The organism is uncultured Marinobacter sp., from assembly GCF_963974375.1.
Taxonomy (GTDB): domain Bacteria; phylum Pseudomonadota; class Gammaproteobacteria; order Pseudomonadales; family Oleiphilaceae; genus Marinobacter.
In genome coordinates this window covers 1-24,029 of the sequence record NZ_CAXBDN010000027.1, presented here as the reverse complement: position 1 = coordinate 24,029, position 24,029 = coordinate 1, and the positions used below count along the sequence as shown (strand labels likewise).

22 protein-coding genes and 1 pseudogene are annotated in these 24,029 nt (G+C 60.7%); 8 read left to right on the top strand and 15 right to left on the bottom strand.

Features of this window, described 5'->3' with window-relative positions:
• A partial coding sequence (locus AAC035_RS04050) for an NAD-glutamate dehydrogenase (protein WP_339800232.1) occupies window positions 1-4,106 on the bottom strand: 4,106 nt, incomplete at its 3' end.
• Window positions 4,107-4,301: 195 nt separating this feature from the next.
• On the opposite strand from AAC035_RS04050, the gene AAC035_RS04045 reads away from it, so the two are divergent.
• Genes AAC035_RS04045 through AAC035_RS04020 form a run of 6 tightly spaced genes read left to right on the top strand, consistent with a single transcriptional unit; the run spans window position 4,302 to window position 11,111 of the window.
• The gene (locus AAC035_RS04045; RefSeq protein ID WP_339800229.1) at window positions 4,302-5,267 is read left to right on the top strand and encodes a MoxR family ATPase; all 966 of its coding nucleotides are present in this window, start codon (window positions 4,302-4,304) and stop codon (window positions 5,265-5,267) included.
• Between the two features lie 28 nt (window positions 5,268-5,295).
• Entirely contained in the window at window positions 5,296-6,237 is a 942-nt protein-coding gene (locus AAC035_RS04040; RefSeq protein ID WP_339800227.1) for a DUF58 domain-containing protein, read from the top strand.
• A 54-nt stretch (window positions 6,238-6,291) separates the two neighbouring features.
• Window positions 6,292-6,747, top strand: a complete 456-nt coding sequence (locus tag AAC035_RS04035; RefSeq protein WP_339800224.1) for a DUF4381 domain-containing protein — start codon at window positions 6,292-6,294, stop codon at window positions 6,745-6,747.
• Window positions 6,741-7,823 (top strand): VWA domain-containing protein, encoded by a 1,083-nt coding sequence (locus AAC035_RS04030; RefSeq protein ID WP_339800221.1) that lies wholly within the window; start codon window positions 6,741-6,743, stop codon window positions 7,821-7,823. Before AAC035_RS04035 ends, AAC035_RS04030 begins: the two co-directional genes overlap by 7 nt.
• Complete coding sequence (locus AAC035_RS04025; protein WP_339800219.1) at window positions 7,816-9,672, top strand: VWA domain-containing protein; 1,857 nt, start codon at window positions 7,816-7,818, stop codon at window positions 9,670-9,672. Before AAC035_RS04030 ends, AAC035_RS04025 begins: the two co-directional genes overlap by 8 nt.
• Window positions 9,673-9,725: 53 nt before the next feature.
• Entirely contained in the window at window positions 9,726-11,111 is a 1,386-nt protein-coding gene (locus AAC035_RS04020; protein ID WP_339800217.1) for a hypothetical protein, read from the top strand.
• A 78-nt stretch (window positions 11,112-11,189) separates the two neighbouring features.
• Here the strand turns inward: AAC035_RS04020 and ccmI are convergent, their stop codons facing one another.
• From ccmI to ccmA, 9 genes and pseudogenes are all read right to left on the bottom strand, one after another.
• Window positions 11,190-12,470, bottom strand: a complete 1,281-nt coding sequence (gene ccmI, locus AAC035_RS04015) for a c-type cytochrome biogenesis protein CcmI (protein ID WP_339800215.1) — start codon at window positions 12,468-12,470, stop codon at window positions 11,190-11,192.
• A 41-nt stretch (window positions 12,471-12,511) separates the two neighbouring features.
• Window positions 12,512-12,979: a cytochrome c-type biogenesis protein gene (locus AAC035_RS04010; protein ID WP_339800241.1), complete on the bottom strand. Its 468-nt coding sequence runs from the start codon at window positions 12,977-12,979 to the stop codon at window positions 12,512-12,514.
• A gap of 11 nt (window positions 12,980-12,990) precedes the next feature.
• Window positions 12,991-13,527 (bottom strand): DsbE family thiol:disulfide interchange protein, encoded by a 537-nt coding sequence (locus tag AAC035_RS04005; protein ID WP_339800212.1) that lies wholly within the window; start codon window positions 13,525-13,527, stop codon window positions 12,991-12,993.
• Window positions 13,524-15,528 (bottom strand): annotated as a pseudogene (locus AAC035_RS04000) (heme lyase CcmF/NrfE family subunit). Before AAC035_RS04000 ends, AAC035_RS04005 begins: the two are co-directional and overlap by 4 nt.
• 38 nt (window positions 15,529-15,566) lie before the next feature.
• Complete coding sequence (gene ccmE, locus AAC035_RS03995; protein ID WP_339800209.1) at window positions 15,567-16,046, bottom strand: cytochrome c maturation protein CcmE; 480 nt, start codon at window positions 16,044-16,046, stop codon at window positions 15,567-15,569.
• Window positions 16,047-16,068: 22 nt separating this feature from the next.
• On the bottom strand, window positions 16,069-16,314 hold the full coding sequence (ccmD, locus tag AAC035_RS03990) for a heme exporter protein CcmD (protein WP_339800206.1): 246 nt from the start codon (window positions 16,312-16,314) through the stop codon (window positions 16,069-16,071).
• The gene (gene ccmC / locus AAC035_RS03985; RefSeq protein WP_339800203.1) at window positions 16,314-17,078 is read right to left on the bottom strand and encodes a heme ABC transporter permease CcmC; all 765 of its coding nucleotides are present in this window, start codon (window positions 17,076-17,078) and stop codon (window positions 16,314-16,316) included. Before ccmC ends, ccmD begins: the two co-directional genes overlap by 1 nt.
• Before the next feature lie 37 nt (window positions 17,079-17,115).
• Entirely contained in the window at window positions 17,116-17,781 is a 666-nt protein-coding gene (ccmB, locus tag AAC035_RS03980) for a heme exporter protein CcmB (RefSeq protein ID WP_339800238.1), read from the bottom strand.
• Between the two features lie 85 nt (window positions 17,782-17,866).
• Window positions 17,867-18,517: a cytochrome c biogenesis heme-transporting ATPase CcmA gene (gene ccmA / locus AAC035_RS03975; RefSeq protein WP_339800201.1), complete on the bottom strand. Its 651-nt coding sequence runs from the start codon at window positions 18,515-18,517 to the stop codon at window positions 17,867-17,869.
• Between the two features lie 180 nt (window positions 18,518-18,697).
• Between ccmA and AAC035_RS03970 the strand changes: the two genes are divergently transcribed.
• Together AAC035_RS03970 and AAC035_RS03965 are read left to right on the top strand one after the other, a co-directional pair.
• On the top strand, window positions 18,698-20,056 hold the full coding sequence (locus AAC035_RS03970; protein ID WP_339800198.1) for a flagellar hook-length control protein FliK: 1,359 nt from the start codon (window positions 18,698-18,700) through the stop codon (window positions 20,054-20,056).
• Window positions 20,053-20,349: an EscU/YscU/HrcU family type III secretion system export apparatus switch protein gene (locus tag AAC035_RS03965; protein ID WP_339800197.1), complete on the top strand. Its 297-nt coding sequence runs from the start codon at window positions 20,053-20,055 to the stop codon at window positions 20,347-20,349. Before AAC035_RS03970 ends, AAC035_RS03965 begins: the two co-directional genes overlap by 4 nt.
• Window positions 20,350-20,574: 225 nt before the next feature.
• Here AAC035_RS03965 and AAC035_RS03960 read toward each other — a convergent pair whose 3' ends face one another.
• The 5 genes from AAC035_RS03960 to AAC035_RS03940 all read right to left on the bottom strand — a co-directional run.
• Entirely contained in the window at window positions 20,575-20,970 is a 396-nt protein-coding gene (locus tag AAC035_RS03960) for a DUF2802 domain-containing protein (protein ID WP_339800193.1), read from the bottom strand.
• A 59-nt stretch (window positions 20,971-21,029) separates the two neighbouring features.
• Window positions 21,030-21,518 carry a chemotaxis protein CheW gene (locus AAC035_RS03955; protein WP_339800190.1) on the bottom strand — a complete coding sequence of 163 codons (489 nt, stop codon included), beginning with the start codon at window positions 21,516-21,518 and terminating at the stop codon, window positions 21,030-21,032.
• Between the two features lie 139 nt (window positions 21,519-21,657).
• A complete protein-coding gene (locus tag AAC035_RS03950; protein WP_339800189.1) occupies window positions 21,658-22,455 on the bottom strand; it encodes a chemotaxis protein CheW in 798 nt (265 codons plus the stop codon).
• A 43-nt stretch (window positions 22,456-22,498) separates the two neighbouring features.
• Complete coding sequence (locus AAC035_RS03945) at window positions 22,499-23,296, bottom strand: ParA family protein (RefSeq protein ID WP_339800235.1); 798 nt, start codon at window positions 23,294-23,296, stop codon at window positions 22,499-22,501.
• A gap of 221 nt (window positions 23,297-23,517) precedes the next feature.
• The coding region (locus tag AAC035_RS03940; protein WP_339800187.1) for an OmpA family protein at window positions 23,518-24,029 on the bottom strand (512 nt) is incomplete at its 5' end.

Sequence of the window (24,029 nt, the reverse complement as noted above, 5' to 3'; positions counted from 1 at the left end):
GCAATGGAAGCCGGATCGGCCCCCGTCGAGTTTGTCAGCCGGTCCACAAACGTGATGCCCATGTGGTTGACCATGTCATTGGCTACCTGGGTGGCGATAATTTCGCGCCGCAGCTGGTGACCCTGAAGTTCGCTGGCAAAGCGCTGAACCATGGCCCCGGGAAACACCTTGTGCATTTCCGCAATCAGCATTGGGTCGTCGGGAAGCTCACTGTCAATCAGGGTCTGCTTCAGATCGGCTTTGACATAGGCAATCAGTACCGCAAGCTCTGGTCGGGTCAGGCCCTTGCCGGCATTCTTGCGCTCTTCCAGGGCTTCATCATCAGGCAGGAACTCAAGCTCCCGGTTCAGTTTGCCGGCGGCCTCCAGACCCACGATCAGTCGCCGGTACTCCTCCAGCCGGTGAGCTGCTTCGTGATTGGCGATACTCAGCGCCTGGGTCTGACGGTAGTTGTTCAGCAACACCAGATCGGCAACTTCTTCCGTCATTTGTTCAAGCAGCTGGTTGCGCTGTTTTTCCGTCAGATCGCCTGCCGCCACCACCTGGTTGAGCAGTATTTTCATGTTCACTTCATGGTCGGAGCAATCGACCCCGCCAGAGTTGTCGATAAAGTCGGTATTCAGGCGACCACCCTGCAGGGCGAACTCGATGCGCCCCAACTGGGTCATACCCAGATTACCGCCCTCACCTACTACCCGGCAGCCCAGTTCAGCACCGTTGATCCGCAGGCTGTCATTGGCCTTGTCACCCACATCACCGTGGGTCTCATCGCTGCCCTTGACGTAGGTGCCGATACCGCCGATCCACAACAAATCGGCGCGGGCCTTGAGGATATGACTGATCAGCATGTTCGGCGGCACCCGGTCCGCCTTGATTCCCAGCAGCGTTTTCATTTGCGGGCTGACCGGAATCGACTTGGCGCTGCGGTTAAACACGCCACCACCCTCGGAAATCAGGTCACTGTTGTAGTCTGACCAGGCCGAACGGGGCATTTCGAAAAGACGTTTGCGTTCGGCGAAACTCCGGGCCGGGTCAGGATCCGGGTCCACAAAGATGTGAAGGTGATTGAACGCCGCCACCAGCTTCGCCTGGCCGGACTGCAGCAGCCCGTTACCAAACACGTCGCCGGCCATATCACCAATGCCAATGACAGTGAAAGGGTCAGTGGCCGGGTTAATACCGATTTCGCGGAAATGCCGCTCCACCGACACCCAGGCGCCGCGGGCAGTGATACCCATTTTCTTGTGGTCATAGCCGTTGCTGCCACCGGAGGCAAAGGCATCGCCCATCCAGAAGCCGTAGTCGGCAGCCAGCCCGTTGGCAATATCCGAGAAGGTGGCGGTGCCCTTGTCCGCTGCCACCACCAGGTAATGATCGTCACCGTCATGGCGGACCACGCTTGCCGGGGGGCTGATACCCTCGGGCACCAGGTTGTCTGTGATATCCAGCAGGCCCCGGATAAAGGTTTTGTAGGCGGCAATACCTTCTCTCTGGAAAGCCTCCCGATCGGAAGGTTCCGGCAGTTGCTTGGCAACAAAGCCGCCTTTGGCACCCACCGGCACAATCACCGCATTCTTGACCTGCTGGGCTTTGACCAGACCGAGAATTTCGGTGCGATAGTCCTCGAAACGATCAGACCAGCGCAGACCGCCCCGGGCCACTTTGCCACCCCGCAGATGTACCCCCTCAACCTGAGGGGAATATACGAAAATCTCGTACATGGGCAACGGCAGAGGAACATCGGAAATACTGTGAGGATCCAGCTTCACGCTGATGTAGGCCTTCGGTTTGCCGTCAGCCGCCATCTGGAAATAGTTGGTCCTCAGAGTCGCCTGGATCAACTCCAGATAAAGCCGCAGCACCCGGTCCTCGCTCAGGTTTTCGACCTCGTCAAGACCGGCATTGAACTCCAGCGCCAGTTTCTGCTGGGCCGCCCGGCTCTTGCCGGCACTCTGATTGCGGACAGGATTGAATCGCACATCAAACAGCTCCAGTAACTGCCCGGTCAGCGCCACATGGTTTACCAGAGTGCTCGCAATGAAGCTCTGGCTGTTGGAAAACCGGATCTGCTGCATGTAGCGGGCGTAGGTTCGGAGGATCGCAATTTCCCGCCAGCCAAGGTAGGCAGAAAGCAGCAACCGGTTGAAGCCGTCATTCTCCGCCTCGCCAAACCATACTCGCCGGAACAGCTCTTCGAAGATCGGACGAATGCGATGAATATCCACGATCTGGCCGGAACGGGTCTGCAAGCTGAAATCGTGAATCCAGACCCGGCCACCACTGTGATTGGTTACCTCGAACGGATGTTCACCAATCACCCGGAACCCCAGGTTCTCGAAGATCGGCATCACATCCGACAGGGGCAGCTGTTCGTCCGGATTGAACAGTTTGAAATGGAGGGTGTTTTCGTCTTCCTCCAGGGCCCGGTAGAAGCTCATGGCCAGAGACTGGCCTTCACTGACCGCGCTGATATGCTCGAGATCGATGGCGGCCCGACGGGGCGAGAACATGTCCTGATAGCTGGCCGGGAAAGCACCCTCATAGAGTCGCAGCAGCTCGTTGCCGTGTTCCTCGCCATAGCTTTCGTGGAGCGCCTCTTCCAGACCGTCCCGCCAGGACTGGGCAAGCTCGATTATCTGATCCTGTAATTCCTTCACCGGCAACCGGCGAATACCCGCCCGCGGCACCCGGATGGTGAACTGAACCCGGGCCAGCACCGACTCGGAAAAGTGCGTGATAAAACTGATGTCCTCCGCTTCCAGCCGCTCGCACAGCACCCGCTCCACTTTCAGGCGCAGTTCGGTGGTGTAGATATCTCTGGGGAAAAACGCCAGGCAGGTCACGAACTGACCGTACACATCCTCCCGCATGAACAACCGGATCTGACGACGTTCCTGAATGTAGAGGATATCGAGGGCGGTCTGGTAAAGCTCCTCCAGCTCCATCTGGAACAGTTCGTCCCGGGGGTACACCGTCAGGATCTGGTCCAGTTCCTTACCGGCGTAATCGTCCCGCTGAAAACCAGAGCGTTCGAGAACTCCGGCCACCTTGCGCCTCAGCAGCGGAATTTCTTCAGGGCGCCCGGAAAAGGCCCGGGCCGTATACAGCCCCAGGAACCGGCGCTCCCCCACCACCTCGCCCTGTTTGTTGAACTTTTTCACGGCGATGTAATCGGGATAGGCCGGACGATGGACCCGGGACCGCTGGGCCGATTTGGCGAAAATAAACAGTTCATCCGTGCGGGTCATCTGCTGGCGGGTGCGCCGCGGCAGATCCTTCATGCTGACCTGAGCAGGCCGTTCGTTGTTCACCCGCAGGATGCCAAGCTCCGAGCGCTCCACCCGCTGTACTTTTGTCTGTTTGCCATCCCGCACGAAATCGTATTCGTCATAACCCAGAAAGGTGAAATGATCGCCGATCAGCCAGTCAACAAACGCCCTGGCCTCGCTGACATCCCCGGCAGAAATACCGCTGGGCCTGTCATCCAGTTCCTTTGCAATGGCCAGTGCCTTGTCTTTCATGGAACCGAAATCAGAGATCACGATCCTGACCTCGTGCAACACCTCTTGCAGCAGAAGCTCCAGCGACAGCAGATCCTCATTGGCGCTGTGACGATCGATCTCGAGAACAATCAGTGCCTCTTCAGTGCTGCCTGGAGCCGCCGCTGTGCCGGGAGCGAACAGGGTCTGCAGGTGGCCCTGTTCGTCCCGGCACAGACGCAGAATGGAATGGTGAATTGTATGAGTGCCAATGCCGCGACTGTTAACCGCCATGCGCACCGAATCCACCAGAAAAGGCGTGTTCGGGTGCAGAATGTAGATTACCGTATGGGTTGACTGCCAGCCGTCGCTTTCAAGATCAGGGTTGAAGACCGCTACCGGGGTCTGGTCAGTCGTCCGCTTCTGCAGGAACTGCCAGGCGGCGAGCACTGAACCGTAGGTGTCCGAGAAGTTCCGGCTGAGCAGTTCCTCAAGGGGCAGGTGCATCAGGTACTGGTGGGCAAACTCACTGATTTTCTCCGCGTCGTTTCGCTCGATCTTGCGGGTAAAGGCATCGTCCAGCTGTTCCAGAAACTGCGACTTGTTGGTCACGGTCAAAGCATTCATGGTGCACCTTTCAGGTTCGTGAACGAATCGTAACTCCAGCTTAGTCAAACCCTTGATATTTTGCTGTAAATTGCCAAAAAATCATCATCTGGCTGATACTGCCATTAACGGTATCAGACCCTCGCGGTATACAGTACATACCTGTTGCTATTGAGCGTAGCCTTACCGCCCATTTCCGTCGGAGCCGATCACCGGATGTCACCGTTACAACACATTTTTGCCGAACTGAAAGCCGGCCTGGGTGCCAGGATCATTGGTCAGCAGATTCTCGTGGAACGACTGCTGATCGCGCTGCTGGCTGATGGCCATCTACTGGTGGAGGGTGCCCCGGGGCTCGCCAAAACCACCGCCATCAAGGCCCTGGCCGATCACCTCAGTGGTGATTTTCACCGTATCCAGTTCACCCCGGATCTGTTGCCATCCGACGTCACCGGCAGTGATATTTTCAGGCCCGAATCCGGGCTGTTTGAGTTCCAGAAGGGCCCGGTATTCCATAACCTGGTGCTCGCCGACGAGATCAACCGGGCACCGGCAAAGGTCCAGTCCGCGCTGCTTGAGGCCATGGGCGAGCGGCAGGTCAGTGTCGGCATGCAAACCTTCCCCCTGCCCTCGCCGTTCATGGTGATGGCAACCCAGAACCCCATTGAGCAGGAAGGCACCTATCCTCTGCCGGAAGCCCAGCTGGACCGGTTTCTGATGCACGTCACTATCGGCTATCCCGACCCCGGGGCTGAACGGGACATCTTGCGGCTGGCGCGGGCCGAGTCCACCGGCCGGCAAGCCCCGGTCACCCGCACCCTGAGTCACGATGAGGTGTTTGATGCCCGCCGGGAAGTCGGCGAACTTTACATGGCCGACGCGGTTGAGGATTACCTGCTGGCGCTGGTACTGGCCAGCCGGGAACCCGCAACCCTGGACCCGGAGCTGGGCAGCTGGCTGGCGTTTGGTGCCAGCCCCCGGGGCACCATTGCCCTCGACCGCTGTTCACGGGCGCTGGCCTGGCTGCAGGGGCGTGACTTTGTCAGCCCCGAGGACATCCGCACCATGGCCTTTGATGTGCTGCGCCATCGACTGTTACTGACATTCGAGGCCGAGGCCGCCGGTATCACGCCGGACGATGTTGTCCAGCGCCTGCTGGACCGGGTGCCGGTGAGCGCCTGATGACAGCTGGGCAGCGACGGTGGCAACCATGATGGCGACAACGGATTCGCCGGTATTTGCCAGTCTTCAGCAGCTGGTGGCACTGCAGGCCGATGCCCGCAGTCTGCGCATGCCCGCGCCGCGCCGTCTGGCCAGTCCACGCCAGGGCGGACATCTGACAACGGTCCGTGGCCGCGGCATGGCGCTGGCCGAGGTGCGCCCCTACCAGGCCGGCGACGATGTCCGCCGCATCGACTGGCGCATTACCGCACGACGTCAGCAGCCACACACCAAAATCTATGAAGAAGAAAGGGAGCGCCCGGTCCTGTTGATCTGCGACCTGGGCCCCACCAGTTTTTTTGCCTCACAAGGCGCCTACAAGCAGGTCCGCTGTGCCCAGGCTGCGGCTCTGCTTGCCTGGCTGGCCCTGAGCTCCGGTGATCAGGTGGGCGGCGTGGTATTTGACGGCGACACCATCGACGTCATCCGTCCGGCTCGCCGCAAGAAAACCGTACTGCGCCTGCTGGATGCGCTGGCGGGGCGCCAGCGGCATCGGGCACCGGACACAGGTCAGTTTCGGTCAGCCGCGGGCGCCCTGGAGGAGGCTCTCACCGAAGCCCGCAGAATCGCCCACACCGGTTCCCGGATTTTTCTGCTCAGTGATTTTGCCAACGACACCAGCCACCTGTCCCGGCAACTGGGCGCGTTGGCCCATCACAATTCGGTCACGGCAATCGAGCTTACCGACCCCCTTGACCAGCAACCGCCTGCAGGCGGCCGCTACGCTGTCAGGGGAGCCGGCGACACCCTGTGGTTTGACGCGGCAAATCCGCACTTGCGGGAGGCCTGGCGCAACCGGGCCGAATCCCGTCAGCAACAGCTGGAGCACCTGTTCCGGCAGACCGCAGTCAGCTACTTGAGCCTGGCAACCACCGAACATCCAACCACCCTGTTGCGTTCACTGACCGGACAAGGGGGGCGCCTGCTGTGACCGCAGCCAGCTATCCGCAAAACCAACCGTATTGGAACTGTCCGGGAGCCCCACGTGCCTGAGGAACTGCTCCAGCAATTGCGGGATATTCATCAGCCGCCTGCGGCCGGCTGGTGGCCGCCAGCACCGGGATGGTGGCTGCTGGCGGGCCTGCTGCTGGCCGTCACCGCCACACTGGTGATCTGGTACTATCGCAGGCAGCAACGCAACCGGTTCCTGGCACCCGCCAACCGGATTCTGGCTGAACTGGAAGCACGACGCAGTGATGATCCTGGCTGGTACGGTGAACTCAACCAGCTGCTCAAACGAGTGGCCCGGGTGCGATACCCGAACGCGGGGACGGACACACTGACCGGAGAAGACTGGGTGTGTTTTCTAGCCAGCACCTCGGACCTTGCCAGTGACGACTGCAGGCGCCTTGCCCTGGCCACGGTCGACCCCTACGCCGGACTGTCACCATCGCAAGCTCTCAGTCTTGCCGGTAACTGGCTGAGGCAACAGCGATGCTGACGGTGTCATGGCCCTGGGTGTGGTTCCTGCTGCCATTGCCGCTGATAATCTGGTGGTTCCATCGGCGCAATACCCGCAACCTGTCCGGACAGGTTACACAGGAGAGGGAGCCGCTGCTGCCTCAGGCGTTGTGGCTAAAAGATCTGCCCGGAGTCAGCAACCATGGTGGCCCTCCTTCAAACCTTCGCCGCAGCCAGTGGCTCTGGCTGCTGGCGCTCTGGATACTTCTGCTCGCGGCACTGTCCCGGCCCCAGCAGATTGGTGAGCCGGTGGCCTTTCCGGTGTCCGGACGGGACCTTATGCTGGCGGTGGATATCTCTCCCAGCATGGAGGAAACGGACATGGTTATTCAGGGGCAGTCCCTGAACCGGCTGGATGCCATCAAGGTGGTGGTGGACGATTTTATTGTTAAACGCCGTGGCGACCGACTGGGGTTACTGTTGTTCGCAACCGAGCCCTACATTCAGGCTCCGCTGACCTTCGATCATACAACCCTGCGGGTACTGCTGGCCGAGGCGGGCATTGGTATGGCCGGCAGGGCCACCGCCATAGGCGATGCCATCGGGCTTGCGGTGAAGCGGCTGCGGGAACGTCCCCAGGAACAGCGTGTGCTGATTCTGTTGACCGACGGTGCCAATACCGCAGGGAACGTAACCCCTGACAAGGCGGCGGAGATTGCAGCCGCCGCCGGGGTGCGTATTCACACCATCGGCATCGGTGCCGATGCCATGATCCAGCAGGGGCTGTTTGGCCCCCGTGAGATCCACCCGTCCCGGGACCTTGACGAAGATCAGCTTCAGGCTATCGCACAGATAACCGGGGGCCGCTATTTTCGCGCCCGTAACCTGCAGGATCTCCGTGAGATCTATCAGATACTGGACCGGATCGAGCCCCTGGAACTGGACGGCCGCAGCTATCGACCAATCACCGAACTGTTCATCTGGCCTGCTGGCCTCGCCGCCATGATCTGGCTGGTACTGGTGCTGGGGACCCATCGTGGAAACCTGCCACTCCCGGTTCAGCAACTCGGGCAACGGCTGCTGGCCAGGGGCAACCGGAGACGCGCCGATGACTGAGCTGACCGGTTTTCATTTCCTGCGCCCGGCCTGGCTGCTTTTGCTGATGCTGGTGCCGCTGGTGTTCTGGCTGTATCGGCAGGCCCGGCAAGGCGACAATGGCTGGAGCAAAGTCATCTCGCCCGCCTTGCTGGCGCCGTTGCAACATGGCGGTCAGGAAACCCGGAGCCGTGCCCGCCAGGCGCTGAGACATCCCGGCCTGGCGCCGGCTTTGCTGGTGGTGGTCATAAGCTTCGCCCTTGCCGGGCCCTCCTGGCGGGCGGCGCCGATGCCCCTGCAGCAGCAGGACGACGCTCTGGTCATCGTCCTCGACCTGTCGCTGTCGATGCTGGCCACAGATACCCGGCCCGATCGACTGACCCTGGCCAAACGCAAGATCCGCGATCTGCTGGCGATCCGTGACGGCGCCTTTACCGGACTGGTGGTCTACGCTGCCGATGCCCATACCGTCACCCCGCTGACTGACGACCGTCATACCATTGAAGGCCTGCTGGCCGCGCTGGATCCACTCATCATGCCCGCCGCCGGTAACCGTGCCGACCTGGGCATCGAGAAAGCCCGCTCTCTGTTGGCTCAGGGTGCCGGAGTCCGTGGGCGGATTCTGCTGATTACCGACGGTGTACCGGAGCTGTACGAGGGCGCCGTTCGCCGCGCGATGACTGATTCGCCCTGGCCACTCTACGGGCTCATCGCGGGCACCCCGGAGGGTGGCCCGGTACCCCTGCCAAATCATGGCTTTATCCGGGACGGTGATAACGTTGTAATCACCCGGAGCGCCATAGAGCCGTTGCGGTCACTGGCCGCGGCCTCCGGGGGCAGCGCCATCGCCATGACCACCGGGGATGAGGATCTGGCGCACCTGCGATTGCGTTCAGCCGATGCGGCACACTGGCATGAAACCCGTGATCGCCTGGAAATCAGCCGCGGCATTGACGATGGTTACTGGCTGCTGTGGTTATTGCTGCCATTGATCTGGCTGGGCTGGCGGCGGGGTACGCTGGCAACGGTGGTACTTGCCGCCGCCCTGTTTCCGCCGCGCCCTGCCCTGGCCTGGGAGTGGGCGGATCTCTGGCAACGTCCGGAACAGCGGGCCGAGGCCCTTATTGACGCCGACCCCGGCGCCGCTGCCGACAAACTGCGGGATCCGTTGTGGCAGGGCACCGCCCGTTTCCGCAACGGCCAGTACGATCAGGCAGCCGAGGCCTTTGCCCGGGGGACCGGGTCCGGACTGCCGCCAGCGCAACAGGCCGATGCCTGGTACAACCGGGGCAACGCGCTGATTCATGCCGGCAAGACAGAGGCCGCCATCGAAGCCTGGCAGCAGGCGCTGACACTTGACCCGGACCACGACAACGCCCGCTACAATCTTGAGCTGGTGGAACAGCAGCAGGAAAATAGCGCTTCGCAGCCTGGTGAGGGCGACGGGGAAGGAGAAGGCGAAGGAGAGCAAGGCGATCAGAACGCCCCCCCGGGAGGTCAGGCCGATGACCCCAGCAATGGGCCTGGAACGCCCCCGGAAACCCGGTCTGCGGGTGAGGCCGGCGATCCCGGAGGTTCCCGCGATGACCAGCCTGAGGCAACAGACTCTGCTCCGGCAGACGAGGATGCAAATCAACACGCAGCAGCCCCCGAGGAGTCTGACGGCGACCCAGGCGATTCATCAGCAGACCCGGGTGCCAACGCTGCAGATGGCCAGTCCGACAAAGCCGACACCAATCCACTGAGCCAGTCCCAGGAGCAGTGGCTCAGACGCATTCCGGACGACCCCGGTGGACTCCTGCGACGCAAGTTTCTGCAGCAGTCCCGGGCTCGCAACACTCAGACGGATGAAAACGATACACCATGGTAAACCACAGCCACAATGCACAGTCATACCCGGGTTTTTGGCAGGTCCCGGTGTTTTTGGCGAGTGTCCTGATCCTGTGCCTGCTTGCTATCCCACAGCTGGCATTGGCTGATCAGACCGACATCAGCGACAGCCGTGAACTGTTCATCGAGTTATCCGCCAGTGAGGACCGGGTCTACATCCAGCAGGAGCTGATCCTTACCGTGCGCCTGTTCTTCGCGAGCAATCTGATCCGCGGCGAGCTCAGCGCGCCGGAGCATTCCGATGCCGTCATCGAGCAACTTGGCCGTCAGCGGGAATTCAGCCAGGAACGGGACGGGCAATCCTACCGGGTGGTGGAGCGACGTTACTCGGTATTTCCCCAGACCACGGGAACACTGAGCCTGCCAGCCATCAGCTTCGAGGGGCTGGCCCGCCATCCCCGGGGCCATGCCTATCGACTCCGCACCAGCGCCACCCTGTTCGATGTGGAGGTCAGGGACATACCGGATAATTTCAGCGGCAACACCTGGCTTCCGGCCCGCAGCCTGACAATCAGCGAAAGGGGTTTGCCGGACGGTGGCTCCCTCAGCATCGGCCAGAGCCTGAACCGGAGTATCCAGATCGAGGCAACCGGGCTGCAGGGGCCGGTGTTACCTCCACTCGCTGATCAGTATCCGGACAGCTTACGCAGCTACCCGGAAACCCCGGTGAGAAACTCGGCCGTCGGCCCGTCCGGAATCAGCGGTAGTCTGGAGCAGTCCATAGCACTGGTGCCCGTCGCCGCCGGCAATCTGGTACTGCCGGAAATCCGGGTCCACTGGTGGGATGTCACCACCGACGAGCCGCGGGTTGCCGTTCTGCCCGCACGACGCTACACGGTGATGCCCTCGCCCGGCAGCAGCGAACCAATCGCCACTACGGCTGAAGAGCCCGCCGAAAACTCCGACCCGACGGTCGACACCACCGCATCAACGGGGTTCTGGCCCTGGCTGAGTCTGTTGTTTGGCCTCGGCTGGGCTGGCACCGGCTGCCTGTGGTGGTGCCAGCGCCGGAAGTGGCAGGCGCGAAAATCCATCCATCAGGAGACCCCGGCAGCCAACCTGAAAACCCCGGAATTCCGTGCAATGACCGAGCGCCTGGCTGATGCCAATCCGGACTGGGTGCGCCACTTCATACACTGGACCCAGTCCGTTGCCGATCACCCCGTGCATACCGTCGACCAGGCCCTGGCCCACTGGCAGGATCCCTTACTCACTGATCTGGTACAGCAATGGCACCAGGAGACCTGGGGCAATCCTGCAGTACCGTCCGAGCGGAAGCTTGCGGCGGTGACTGCGGCACTCACCGATCGCCTGAAGCTGTGCCAGAAGCGGGGCCGGCGCGCGCCGGCCCACCACAAAACGACAGCGCCGCTCCCCGGGTTCTATCCCGAGGGGCTCTCGCCGAACCGGTCACCATAGCCAGATCCGGGATGATCGCCACGCCATGAAAAAGCCCCCGGGCGTCACCACCCGGGGGCTTTTCATTCCAACCGCAAATCAGCGCATCTGTTGATCAATCGTCAGAACCACCGGATCCAGAGCCTCGCTGCTTACCGGCACCGGCTCTTCGATAATTCCCTGGAAATCGCCAGGCTGTGGGGTAGCAGTTCCGGAAATACTGAGGCGGGCCGCCAGAATGACTTCCTCAACTCCTGAAATGCGCAATTCAGGCGCCATCGCCAGGCGGTCATCCAGGCGAATGGTAACCGGAAGCTGGTCTGCCCGCATGCGGGCAACCGCCAAGGGTGCTGATTGCAGATCCGGCGTGCGGGCATAGATGAACAGGGTGGTATCCGGCGATACCTGGCCTGCAAACGCATCATCCAGCTCCACCAGAACGGAGACACCACGGTCGGACACCGGTGCCGCTTCAGGCTCCTCCGGCACTGGCATACCCAGATTCTCATAGGCCTGAGCAACGCCACGACGAATGGAAGGCAACTGGGGGTGGTCCGGTGCCACTTCGATAATTTTTTCCCAGTAGCGGATCGCTTCCTCAAAATTGCTTCGCTCGAAGGCATGAATACCCAGCAGACCCAGCGAGTTCACCTCGTTTTCATTGAGTTCACGGGCCTTGCCGATGGCAGAGGTAACCCGTTCATCCATCGAACCTTCGCTGTTGAAGAACCAGGCCTGGGCGGACAGGCCCCAGGCAACCGCCCGGGAACGTTCGTCGGGAGCCACCGATGCCAGCCGCTCAAACGCCCCTGCTGCGTCAGGATAGCGCTCCATTCGCATGTAACTGCGGCCCAGCATGGCCCAGCCATCGGGATTGTCGGGCTCGGCTTGCAGACGATCGTGCAACTGCCTGGTCAGGTCCTCCATCTGCAGCGCGCGGTCGTCGCCTGAGGCCTCGATCTGCTGCATGGCCTGAAACTGCTCCACGCGTTTGATGGCCCCCCACTCGCCGTAGAGAACCACCGACGCCAGCGGAATGGCAACCACCGAGATACCCACCACGACCCAGGTGCTCCTGTGCCGGCGGTCCACCACCAGCTCTTCTGCCGATCCGGCTGACGGGGCTGCCTGCGTGCCGACGTCATCCAGCATGGCTCCCGCCAGCTCATCTTTCAGCTGGCGGTAGTTTTCCTGATCGAGAATGCCCTGTTCATGCTCTGCATCCAGCTCGGCGAGACGAGTGCGGTAGGCCAGCAGGTTCTGGTTGCGCTGTTCCTGGTCAGCACGCCGCTCAGGGCGACTGAACAGCAGCGGGTAAACAATAAATGCGAGGGCCATCAGAATCAGGATGGCCACAGGAATCCAGAATGTGGTTATCATAAATATCCGTTAGTTGAACTCGGGTAGATCATTGATCCTGATCAGGGTTTGTCGCGCAGTATCGCTTCGGCCTGACGCCGCTGCTCGTCGCTGAGACTGCCGCCATCTTCCGGATTGTTGCGGGACCGGATAACAATGGAGGCCACCACGCTGACGCCGATCAGAACCACAATGAGCGGCATCAGCCACAACAGGGCGGTGCGGCTGTCAAAGCCCGGTTTATAGCGGACAAACTCACCAAAACGATCCACCAGCGCACTGACCACTTCTTCATTGGGAGCACCGTCCTGAACCATGCGGTAGACCTCGTTCCGCATATCGGTGGCGATAGGCGCATCGGAGTCGGCGATGTTCTGATTCTGACATTTGGGACAACGCAGTTCCTTGATCAGGGTCTGGAACCGTTCCCGGTCAGCGTCTGTATCCAGGGGATAAACATCATCTCCACCACTTGCCAGGGCCAGCGGTGCAGCAAAACCAAGAGCCAGCACCATCAACAGACGAACCAGTGAGCGATGCATCAGCCTTCCTCCTGATAGCGGCGAATCCGGGGTTCAAGATCTTCCCGCCAGACCTTCTCATTCACCACGCCTACATGGCGATAACGGATCATCCCCTTCTTGTCGACGATGTAGGTTTCGGGCGCGCCATAGACCCCCAGATCAAAGCCCAGCCGGCCCTGAGGATCGAACAGGCTCACCTGATAGGGGTCACCCAGATCCTGCAACCATCGCAGCGCCAGGTTGCGGTTGTCCTTGTAGTTCAGGCCGATAATGGGGATGCCTTTTTCTTCCGCCAGCCACACCAGGTCGCCGTGCTCGTCGCGACAGGCGGGGCACCAGGTGCCCCAGACATTCAGCAGGGACACCTGACCCAGGAATATGTCCGGCGTCAGCTGGCGCCCTGGATCATTCAGGTCCGCCAGCTCGAAGGCCGGCACCGGCTGGCCAATACGGGCAGATTCGAGCTTGTTCGGATCCTTGCCGATACCGGCGTAGAGGAATACGCCGAGGACAACGGCAATAACCACCGGGATGAACAGAAACAGTCGTTTCATGCCCCCGCCTCCACCGGTCGCTGTGGCTGCAGACCCGCCTGTTTTGCATCAGCCGGACTGGCCACTTTGTCCCGTATCCGGTAACGACGATCAGCAATCGCCAGGAAGCCACCGGCGGCCATAAACAGCGCCCCCAGCCAGATCCAGCGAATCATTGGTTTGTACTGAATGCGGATGGCCCAGGCCTGGGTTCCCACTGGCTCACCAATGGCCACAAACAGGTCACGGGAAAGCCGCGCGTGAATGCCCGCCTCGGTCATGATGTTGCGCTGTACATTGTACTGGCGTTTTTCCGGATACAGGATTGTCACCGCCTTGCCGTTTTTGCTGACGTCAAAACGGGCCACCTGAGCCGTAAAGTTGGCCCCCTCACGCTCGCCGATAGAGGCAAAGGTGAACTGGTAATCATCAAGGGTGGCAACATCCCCGGGACTCATCCGCACATCCCGCTCAATGCCGTAATTGGACACGATCGTGGAGCCGGCGATGGTCATGGCCAGACCCAGGTGCCCCAGCACCATGCCCCAGTAACTGCGGGACTGACGTTTCAGGCCATGCAGACGGCCGTGACGGGAAGCTGACTTGTCGAGCAGGTCGCGGCCGGTGGCCACAACCACCCAGATAGCCGACAGACATCCGAAAAACACCCATGGGTTGAAGTCACCATAGGCCACCATAACCCCGGCCGCACCAACCAGGCTGATCGCCGCCGGCCACATCAGCTTGCGGGTCAGAGTGCCGCCGTCGGTTTTCTTCCAGCGGGAAAAGATACCGGCGCCCAGCAACAGGCCAACGGCAATAGCCAGCGGGCTGAAGGTCAGGTTATAGAACGGCTCGCCAATGGACAGTCGTCCCAGGTCCAGATAGTCGAGCACCAGGGGGTACAGTGTACCCACCAGTACCAGCAACATGGCCCATTTCGACCGTCAGGACATTGTTGAGCAGCAGGAAGATTTCCCGTGACAGGGAGCCATAACGCACCCGGGAGTGAACAACCGGTGCCCGCACGGCATACAGCAACAGGCTGCAGACCACGGTAATGGCCAGCAACGCCAGCAGGAACGAGCCACGGGTCGGGTCAGATGCGAAAGCATGCACCGAGGTAAGCACCCCGGAGCGAACCAGGAAGGCGCCCAGCAGGCTCAGCGAAAAGGTCAGTATCGCCAGCAGTACTGTCCAGCTTTTGAAGACACCGCGTTTTTCGGTGACTGCCAGCGAGTGCATCAGTGCGGTACCTGCCAGCCAGGGCAGCAGCGAGGCATTTTCTACCGGGTCCCAGAACCACCAGCCGCCCCAGCCAAGCTCGTAATAGGCCCACCAGCTTCCCAGCGCGATACCGACGGTCAGGAAGGCCCAGGCCACTGTCGTCCAGGGTCGGGACCAGCGGGCCCAGGCAGCGTCCATACGGCCATTGATCAATGCAGCGATCGCGAAAGCAAACGCCACTGAGAACCCGACGTAGCCCATATACAGGGTCGGCGGATGAACAATCAGGCCGAAGTCCTGCAACAGCGGGTTCAGGTCAGCCCCGTCCGCCGGCACGTTGGGCAACAGACGGTCGAAAGGATTGGAGGTCAGCAGGATAAACAGCAGGAAACCAATGGCGATCATGCCCATCACCGATAATACCTGGGACACCATAACCGCCGGCAGGCGACGACTGAAAATCGCCACAGCGAGGGTCCAGCCACTGAGCATCAGTATCCACAGCAAAAGGGAACCTTCGTGACCACCCCAGACCGCACTGAACTTGAAGTACCAGGGCATCATGCTGTTGCTGTTGTTGGCCACATAAGCCACCGAGAAATCGTCCACCATGAAAGCGTGGGTCAGCACGGCGAAAGCCATGGCGATAAACACAAACTGTCCGGTCGCCAGCGGCCGTGCGAATGCCTGCAGGTTATCCCGCGCCGTCAGCGAACCGACCAGGGGCACCACGGCAAGCAATATCGACAGCAGCAGTGCCAGAATCAGTGTGACTTGTCCGAACTCAGGTAACATGGACCTCTCCTTTCGGGGATTCCCGGGCTAAGCAGACGTCAGTCAGACGAGCCGTAGCTGTGGGGGGTGGAAATGCCTTTTTCTTCGGCCCGGGCGGCGGCACGTTCAAGGGCATCGGCGACTTCAGGCGGCATATATTGTTCATCGTGCTTGGCGAGCACCTGGTCTGCAATAAAGTGACGATTGCTGTCCAGGCGGCCGGTGGCAACAATTCCCTGCCCTTCGGCGAACAGGTCCGGCAGGATACCGTCGTATTCCATGGTGATGGTGGAATCGAAATCCGTCACCCGGAATTGTACCCGGAGGCTTTCAGGGTCCCGGTTAACCGAACCCGCCTCAACCATTCCACCAGCGCGGATGCGAACGTCCACCGGAGCCTCTCCCGCCATGATCTGGCTGGGGTCGTAGAACAGGTTTATGTTCTGCCGGAATGCATAGGTGGTCAGCCCCACGACAATGCCGAGGCCGGCCAGCAGGAAGAAAATAATACTTAGTCGACGTTTACGCGCTGGTGTCATAGCTACAGGGTCTTTCTCATGATCAGGATGGGTTTATACGCTGGAAACTGGCCGCTGCCGGCCTCGACACTCTGGCCTCTTCGACAGGCCCGCCGTCACGCCGTTCCATCAGCAGTTGACGCCGATGGTTTGCCATCAGCTGCCGGCGCTCCCGCAGGGACCACCAGACAAGGCCTCCCAGCAGCAGGACAAAGGCGGCATAGCAGGTCCACACGTAAGGACCATGGCCTTCCATCATCCAGAACGCACTCAGGGAATCAAAAGCCATCAAGGTCTGGCACCTCCTCCCGGTAATACCAATTCACGAACCCAGCGGGTGCGACGCTCGCGATCAAGAACTTCGGTCTGCATGCGCCACAACGCAAGCCAACCGAACAGCAAATACAGTCCAAGCACCACCAGCAGCAGCGGCACCCACATTTCGGCGGGCATGGTGGGCTTTTCAGTCAGTTTGAAGGTGGCAGGCTGGTGCAGCGTATTCCACCACTCAACCGAATATTTGATGATGGGAATATTCACCACACCCACCAGCACCAGCACAGCAACAGAGCGTGCGGCGGATTTTTCGTCGGAAATGGCGGAGCCCAGAGCGATGACCCCAAAGTAGAGAAACAGCAGAATCAGCATGGAAGTCAGCCTGGCATCCCAGATCCACCAGGTTCCCCAGGTAGGCTTACCCCAGACCGCGCCGGTGAACAGCGCGAGAAACGTCAGTACGGCCCCCACCGGAGCCACCGCCTTGACGAAGACATCCGCAATTTTCATTTTCCAGACCAGCGTAACAACGGCGGCGGTCGCCATCATCAGATACACCGACTGGGCAAGGAAGGCCGTCGGCACATGAATGAAGATAATGCGGTAGCTGTTGCCCTGCAGATAGTCTTTCGGAGCAAAGGCAAGGCCCCAGACAATGCCGGTGACGGCCAGGACGAGACCGATCACCAGGAACCAGGGCATGAAGCGATTGGCAATGCCATAGAACCACCGGGGGGAACCCAATTTGTGATAAAACTGCTTTAAAAATTGCCACATTGGGCGAAATCCCTTGTGTGTCCGTCTTTCGTTTTACCTAGCCTGCACTGGACAGGCTGATTTTCAATGCTGCGGCCGCCGCGAACGGCGCCAGTGTCAGCGCCAGCACCAGAAACGCGGCCATCAATGCCAGGTGGCCGGAGACAGCCGCGCCGTCACCGGCCGCTATCACTGTGCCGGTGCCGAAAATCAGCACCGGTATATACAGCGGAATGATCAGCAGAGACAGCAATACGCCGCCGGCCCGCAAGCCTACCGTCAATGCGGCACCGACAGAGCCTATCAGGCTGAGCACCGGCGTACCGATCAGCAGCGTTAGACATAAAACCGCAACAGAGTTCCCGTCAAGATGCAGCATCAGCCCGAGTACCGGTGTCAGCACCACCAGGGGCAGACCAGTAACCAGCCAGTGCGCCAGTGTTTTGCCCAGCACCAGCATAAACAGGGGCTGCGGTTGCAGTGCCAGCTGCTCCAGGGTGCCATCCTCAAAATCAAACCGGAACAGATGGTCCAGTGACAACAGCGTGGACAACAAGGCCCCCACCCACAGAATACCGACCCCGGCCTGACTGAGAAACGACACTTCCGGGCTCACACCCAGCGGAAACAGCGCCACTACCATGACAAAAAACAACAATGGATTCAGCAGGTCCTGGCGCTGGCGGATGCTCACCCGCACATCCCGGGCAATCACGGTGACCATTGCCGCCAGCGCCCCGGGAGCTTCCGTATCCGGGTGTTTCAGCGCTAACACCGGTATTACCTGCCGCTCTTGCTGGCCCATCACCTCAGACCTCCGCCACGGTGGCTGACCGGGTAACATCGCCCAGCCGGACCCGCTGCAACATCGCCAGGTCGGGCTCATGATGGGTTGTCATCACCACCGCGCCGCCTTCTCTCACCCGCTCGGTCAGCAGTCGCTCCAGCGCCGCCACTGCCTCTACGTCCAGTGCAGTAAAGGCCTCATCAAGAATCCATAACGGCTCGTCCGAGAACAGCAGCCGGGCCAGAGCCACCCGCCGTTTCTGACCTGCAGACAGGTTCTGACAGGGGACATCGGCCCAGGGCCCGAGCCCGACACCGTCAAGGGCGTCACGCAACAGGGCTTCACTACAGGTCTGACGGCCAAAGGTCAGCGCCCGCAGATTCTCCAGCGGCGTCAGTAACCCCTTGATACCTGCCCGGTGGCCGAGGTACAGCGTATTACGGTTCGCCCACTCCCGCATGGCCGGACGGGGCCTGCCCTGCCACAGGATCTCTCCGGAAAAGGCATCGCTCAGGCCGGCAAATATTCGCAGCAACGTGGTTTTTCCGGAGCCATTTGGCCCCTCGACACGGGTCAGTGTGCCGGGCACTATGGACACATTCAGCTGCCGAAACAACACCCGGTCGTCTCGCTCACATGACAGTTCCACAGCCTGTAACAACGGCTCAGTCATCAGGTATCCAGCAGTTCCGGGAAAACCAGCAGCCATGACTGAAGGCTTTCGATAGGCATTTGGCGGGCGTCACACCCGCAGCCCCAGGCACAGCCTGCAGGCGCGCGCTATTATAACGAAAGGGACAGGGGATTACTCTTGCCTGACATCAAATCGACCAGGGGCTGAAGCACAATTCCAATGAAATTACCAAACGGTAACCCATTGCCGCTATCGCCCGCTGCAACCGAGCGCAAAGTCAGTCCCGAAGCCCCGGCCACCAATCCCCGCCAGTTGCTGGATCAGCTGCAACTGGGTAACCGTCAGGCCGTGGTGGCCCGGGTTGTGGAGTTATTGCAGCGCCAGGGTGGTGCCCAGGCCCTGCTGGAACTGCGAGGCCAGTCGCTGACCGTTGACCTGCCTGCCAATCTGCCCAAGCTTCAGCCCGGTGACTTGCTGTCACTGATGCGGGACGGCAACGCCCTGCAATTGCTCGGCAAACTGCCACCACCGGCAGAAGCGCTGCTTACCCAGGCGCTGGCGCGCCACCTGCCGGGACAACACTCCCTGGATACCGGACTGCAACAACTGCTGAGTAGTCTTGCCCAGGGTTTACTGGCCGGACCCGGCACTGCTCCGGGCACCACCGAGCCGCTTCCGGCGGCAGTCAGAGAAGCCGTACAGGCATTGCTCAGAATCCCGCCCGGACAGAATTCCCTTACCGCTACGGCCGGTCTCACCGCAGCCGCCGGCACGTCCGCCAGCCCCGCCCCTGCCGGACTGGCTGCAGACACCGGCGCAGTCACCAGTGTGCGCCAATGGCTGCTGACCAGTGGGCTGGTGACCGAGGCCGGGCTTGCCCGGGGAACGCCGCCGGACGCCGCCGACCTCAAGCTGGCTCTGGGGCGCGTGGTCCAGACTCTGCTGCAGCATCAGGGACTGGCACCGGACCAGTTCAGCCGGTTTACCCCGCTGACCAGTCCGGACCTGGCCGGTGCCCCCCTGCAGTTCCCCATAAGCCCGGCACCTGCGGCCCAGACAGCGGAAGCCATGACGGTAGGCCAGACTCTGAGGCTGCTGGCCGGCATGCTCAACCGGATTGCCGTCAATCAGCTCCACAGCCAGCTACTGACCGCCCGCGGCGGCACTGAAGGCGCGCCGGCCATTAATACCTGGGTCGCTGACCTGCCCTGGCTCAATCATCAGGGTGAACCCAGGCTGGCCCAGCTGAGGCTGGAACAGGAATGGCCGGAAGAGTCCGGCAAGGAGAACCGGGAACGCCAGCGGAGTACGGTGGCGGAATGGCGGTTCAGTCTGGTCATGGATCTGGATGACGCTGGCCCGGTTACCTTTGAGGTAGCCCTGCGGGACCAGAATCTCTCGGCCCGGGTCTGGGCGGAGCGTCAGGAAACCGTCAGGCAGGTGAACCAGCAGCTCAGTGAGCTGCGCAAAAGCCTGACCGAACTGGGCCTGGAGGTAACCGGCCTGGAATGTCGCCGGGGCACTCCTGCGGCAGCCGTGACCCGACTCGAGCATCGAATGGTGGATATACAGGCATGACTGATAACAACCGAAGCACCACAGCCCATAAACGGGAGACAGCCGTCGCCCTGAAATACGACGGTAGCCGGGCGCCTACTGTGGCCGCCAGCGGAATGGATGAAATTGCCCAGGAGATCATCCGCATTGCCCGGGAGCATGAAGTACCGCTTTACGAGAATGCCGAGCTGGCGGGGATTCTGGCCCGGCTGGATCTGGATGAGGAGATTCCGGAAACCCTGTATCGGGTGATCGCGGAAATACTGGCGTTTGCGTTCAGCCTGCAGGGGCGCACGCCGGAAGATGTGAAATGAAGGACAAAGTCGATCACATACGATGAGGCAGGCGGGTGGGGCTTGCCAAAATCGTGCGGAGCCATGGATGGCGGAGCCGAGCACGACCGCCACGGACGGCGGAAGTGCAGATTTTGCAGGAGCAAAAATCTGCCCGGGATGTATTTACAGCGTATTTTGGCAAGCCCCACCCGCCTGCCGCTCTACGACCTGAACTACGGTATTTTTCTGATCAACATCATGGACTTACGCAGCCTTTCGCTTCTTCAACGCTGATACCAGTTCCGCTTCCGGCCGGGAAATACCACAGGTATTCATCAGGTCTTCGATATCCGCACCCAGGTCTACCAGGCGAGCGGCTTCGTCGTAGGATACTCGCAGGGGATCGTTCTGGCGCATTTCGTCCTGAATACTGCGCAGCTCGTGCAGTTGCCGTTCGCAGGCAACCACCCGATGGCCCACGCCCAGACTGCTGCTGCTGACGGCATGAAGTTCACGTCCGGTAGCCTCGTTGCGTTCCCGCAGCTGCGCGCGCAGCTTGCTCAGCTGCAGACGGTTCTGAAACGAATGAACCATCAGCAGAAGCAACGCCGCCAGTGTGAGGCCCCAGGGAGCCAGAGCCGTCCAGTCAATCGAAGTCATAGCACTATCCTCTATGGCTGCGATCACGACCGGACGGGGTGGCGACCCCGGCTATCTGTCTAGAGCGATGCGACTTCCGCCCACTCGTGATCTGTCAGCATTTTCTCGAACTCGACCAGAATGATCAGTTCGCCGTTCTTGTTGCACACGCCCTGGATAAATCTGGCGCTTTCTTCATTACCCACGTTCGGTGCAGTCTCAATTTCACTGGCCTTCAGGTACACCACCTCGGCTACCGAATCCACCAGCACACCCATCACCTGGCTGTCGGATTCCATCACCACAATCCGGGTGGCGTCCGAGACCTCGGCATCCGCCAGGCCAAAGCGCCGGCGGGTGTCAATCACGGTGACCACATTGCCCCGCAGATTGATGATGCCCAGAACATAGTCCGGAGCACCGGGTACCGGAGCGATTTCGGTGTACCGCAACACTTCCTGGATCTGCATGACGTCGATTCCGTAGGTCTCGTCGTCCAGTCTGAAAGTGACGTACTGCAGGACCTTGTCGTCCTGGGACTGAGTTTGCTGTCCGTTCTGGGATGCCATAAAGCCTTGTCTCCTCGCAGGCCATCCGAACGGGACAGCCTGATCGTCAAAAAACCATCGTCAGTGCCCCATACTATAGTTCAGGGCATAAACCGTGCCAGCATGACACGGTTTCATTTGGTAACTGGCCTGAGCCAGGTCAGTCGAGCTCCAGCCGCTGTTCCCGTTCCGCCCTGGCCAGCAGTCTGGCCATAGTGCCCACGTCGATCAGGGCACACATGTGCTGGATAACGGTGCCAGCCAGCCAGGGACGCTTGCTGCGGGCAGAGCGCCAGCGTACTTCCTCCGGTTGCAGGGTAAAGGATTGGGCCACCTCATCACAGGCCAGTGCCCAGTCGCTATTGTCCAGCCGGATCACAAAGCGGTAGCCTTCCGCGGCCTTGGGGGGCACCCGGCCCGCCATGATCCATTCCGCAGTGTCCACCACTTTCAAATTCTGATCCCGGTCCAGCAACATGCCCATGTACCAGGGCGGACGCCCCGGAATGGGCTTGATACGGTCATCAATGCGATGAATCGCCCCCAGCAACACCAGCGGTACCGCCAGTTGCAGCCCGGCCACCCGGAAAATCAGGCACTCAAAGGGTTTTTCTGACCAGTCTGGCCGCCCCTCAGGTTCGGCCGGTGGCGGTGGCTGAATCGTTGGTTGATCCGTTTGCTGAACTATTTCCGGCGTCTGTTCCGGAACAACCAGCGGCGCCGGCTCTGCCACCACCGCAACCGGTTCCGCTTTGGCGAGCGCCGGTGGCATAGAGGGTACAGGCACTGGCTGAACAGACTGTTTGCCGGCTTCCGGTTGCGGTTCAGGGTCGGCTACGGCTGTTGTTGCGGTGTACAGCAGATCGTCGAGATAGCTGATCAACGCCGACTGCGGGTCCGCCAGCTGAGGATCCGCCAACTCCAGCTCGGCCTTGCGCCGGGAGGCATTCGCCGTCATGGCCGCACGCCCCCCGTCAGCAGGTATGTCAGAAAACCGTCAGTCATGCGCCAGCCTTCCCGGACCAGGAGGTGGTGCCTTCCAGCAGATCCTGCAGCAACTTGCGATAGGCGCGAACACCCTGGGTATTGGCGTCCAGACTGTGGGGCACCACCCCGGCCTGGCTGGCATCACGAAAGCGGGTATCTACCGGCACCACAAAACGCCAGAGTTCGTCCGGATAGTTTTTGCGCAATGCGTTCAGACTTTGCAGCGAAGCCTGGGTGCGGCGGTCAAACAGGGTCGGCACAATGGTATAGGCCAATGCATTTTTCTGGGATCGCATGATCATCTGCAGGGTGTGAAGCATGCGTTCCAGGCCTTTGATCGCCAGAAACTCGGTCTGAACCGGCACGATCAGGTGCTGGGCCGCAGCCAGGGCATTCACCATCAACACGCCCAGTGACGGGGTGTTGTCCAGAATGACATAATCGAAGTCGTCCCACAGCTGCGCCAGCGCACGGGAGACAATCAGACCCATGCCTTCAGCGCCTGTCATCCGGCGCTCAAGGGTGGCCAGCGCCGTGCTTGCCGGCAGCAATGACAATCCCGGGCAGCTGGTCTCCACGATAAGCTGGGCGGGCAGTCCGTCGGGCACCTTGCCCTGGTGCTGGAACAGATCAAACACACTGTGAGCGAGACGGTCCGGATCGTAGCCGAACCAGCTGGTGAGCGAGCCATGGGGATCCAGATCTACCACCAGCACGCGCTTGCCCTCAGCCGCCAACAGGCCACCCAGGGTTACCACGCTTGTGGTTTTCCCGACACCGCCTTTTTGGTTGGCTACCGCCCAGATCCGCACGTTTGTTGCTCCAGAAAATCCGTTATTGCTGATTGAAAAACCGGCCCACTCCACCGGATCTGGCATCTGCCTGTCCGCTTATCGGCCCGTTACGGTATAACTTGACCGGAAACCGGCGACCCTTTGCCGGCACACCAGGATTTTACGGAGCAGACGGTCATTACCAGTGTCTGATCCGTGTTGATAAAAGGTCTATTCAGTTTTCATGCCAGAACAACCGCTCAGGGTGCCCTCACCGCCCCACGGATTGAGGCGTCACGGGAAATCATCAGCACCACACGCCGGTTACGACGGCGTCCTTCCTCGGTATCATTACGGGCCACCGGCTGCCAGGAACCATACCCGATAGCCGCCATCCGCATGGGATCGATCCCCTCCATGGCCAGCATCCTGACCACAGCGGACGATCTGGCGGAAGATAACTCCCAGTTGGAGGGAAAGCGGGGGGTGCGGATGGGCTGGTCATCGGTAAAACCTTCAACCCGGATTGCGTTGTCGCCATCGGCAATGATCGCGGCAATACGCTCGATGACCGGGAAAGCATCAAAGTGTGGCTCGGCATCGCCGCTGCCAAACAGCAGGCTGTTGCGCAGGGTCAGTTCGATCCACTGGTCACTGGCGGTCAGGTTTACCACGCCCTGGTAAATCAGTTCATCAAAGGCATCCGCAAACTGACTCGCCATCGTCTGCAAGCGCTCGCTGCGGACAAGATCGTCAGCTGCCTGGTTGGCTG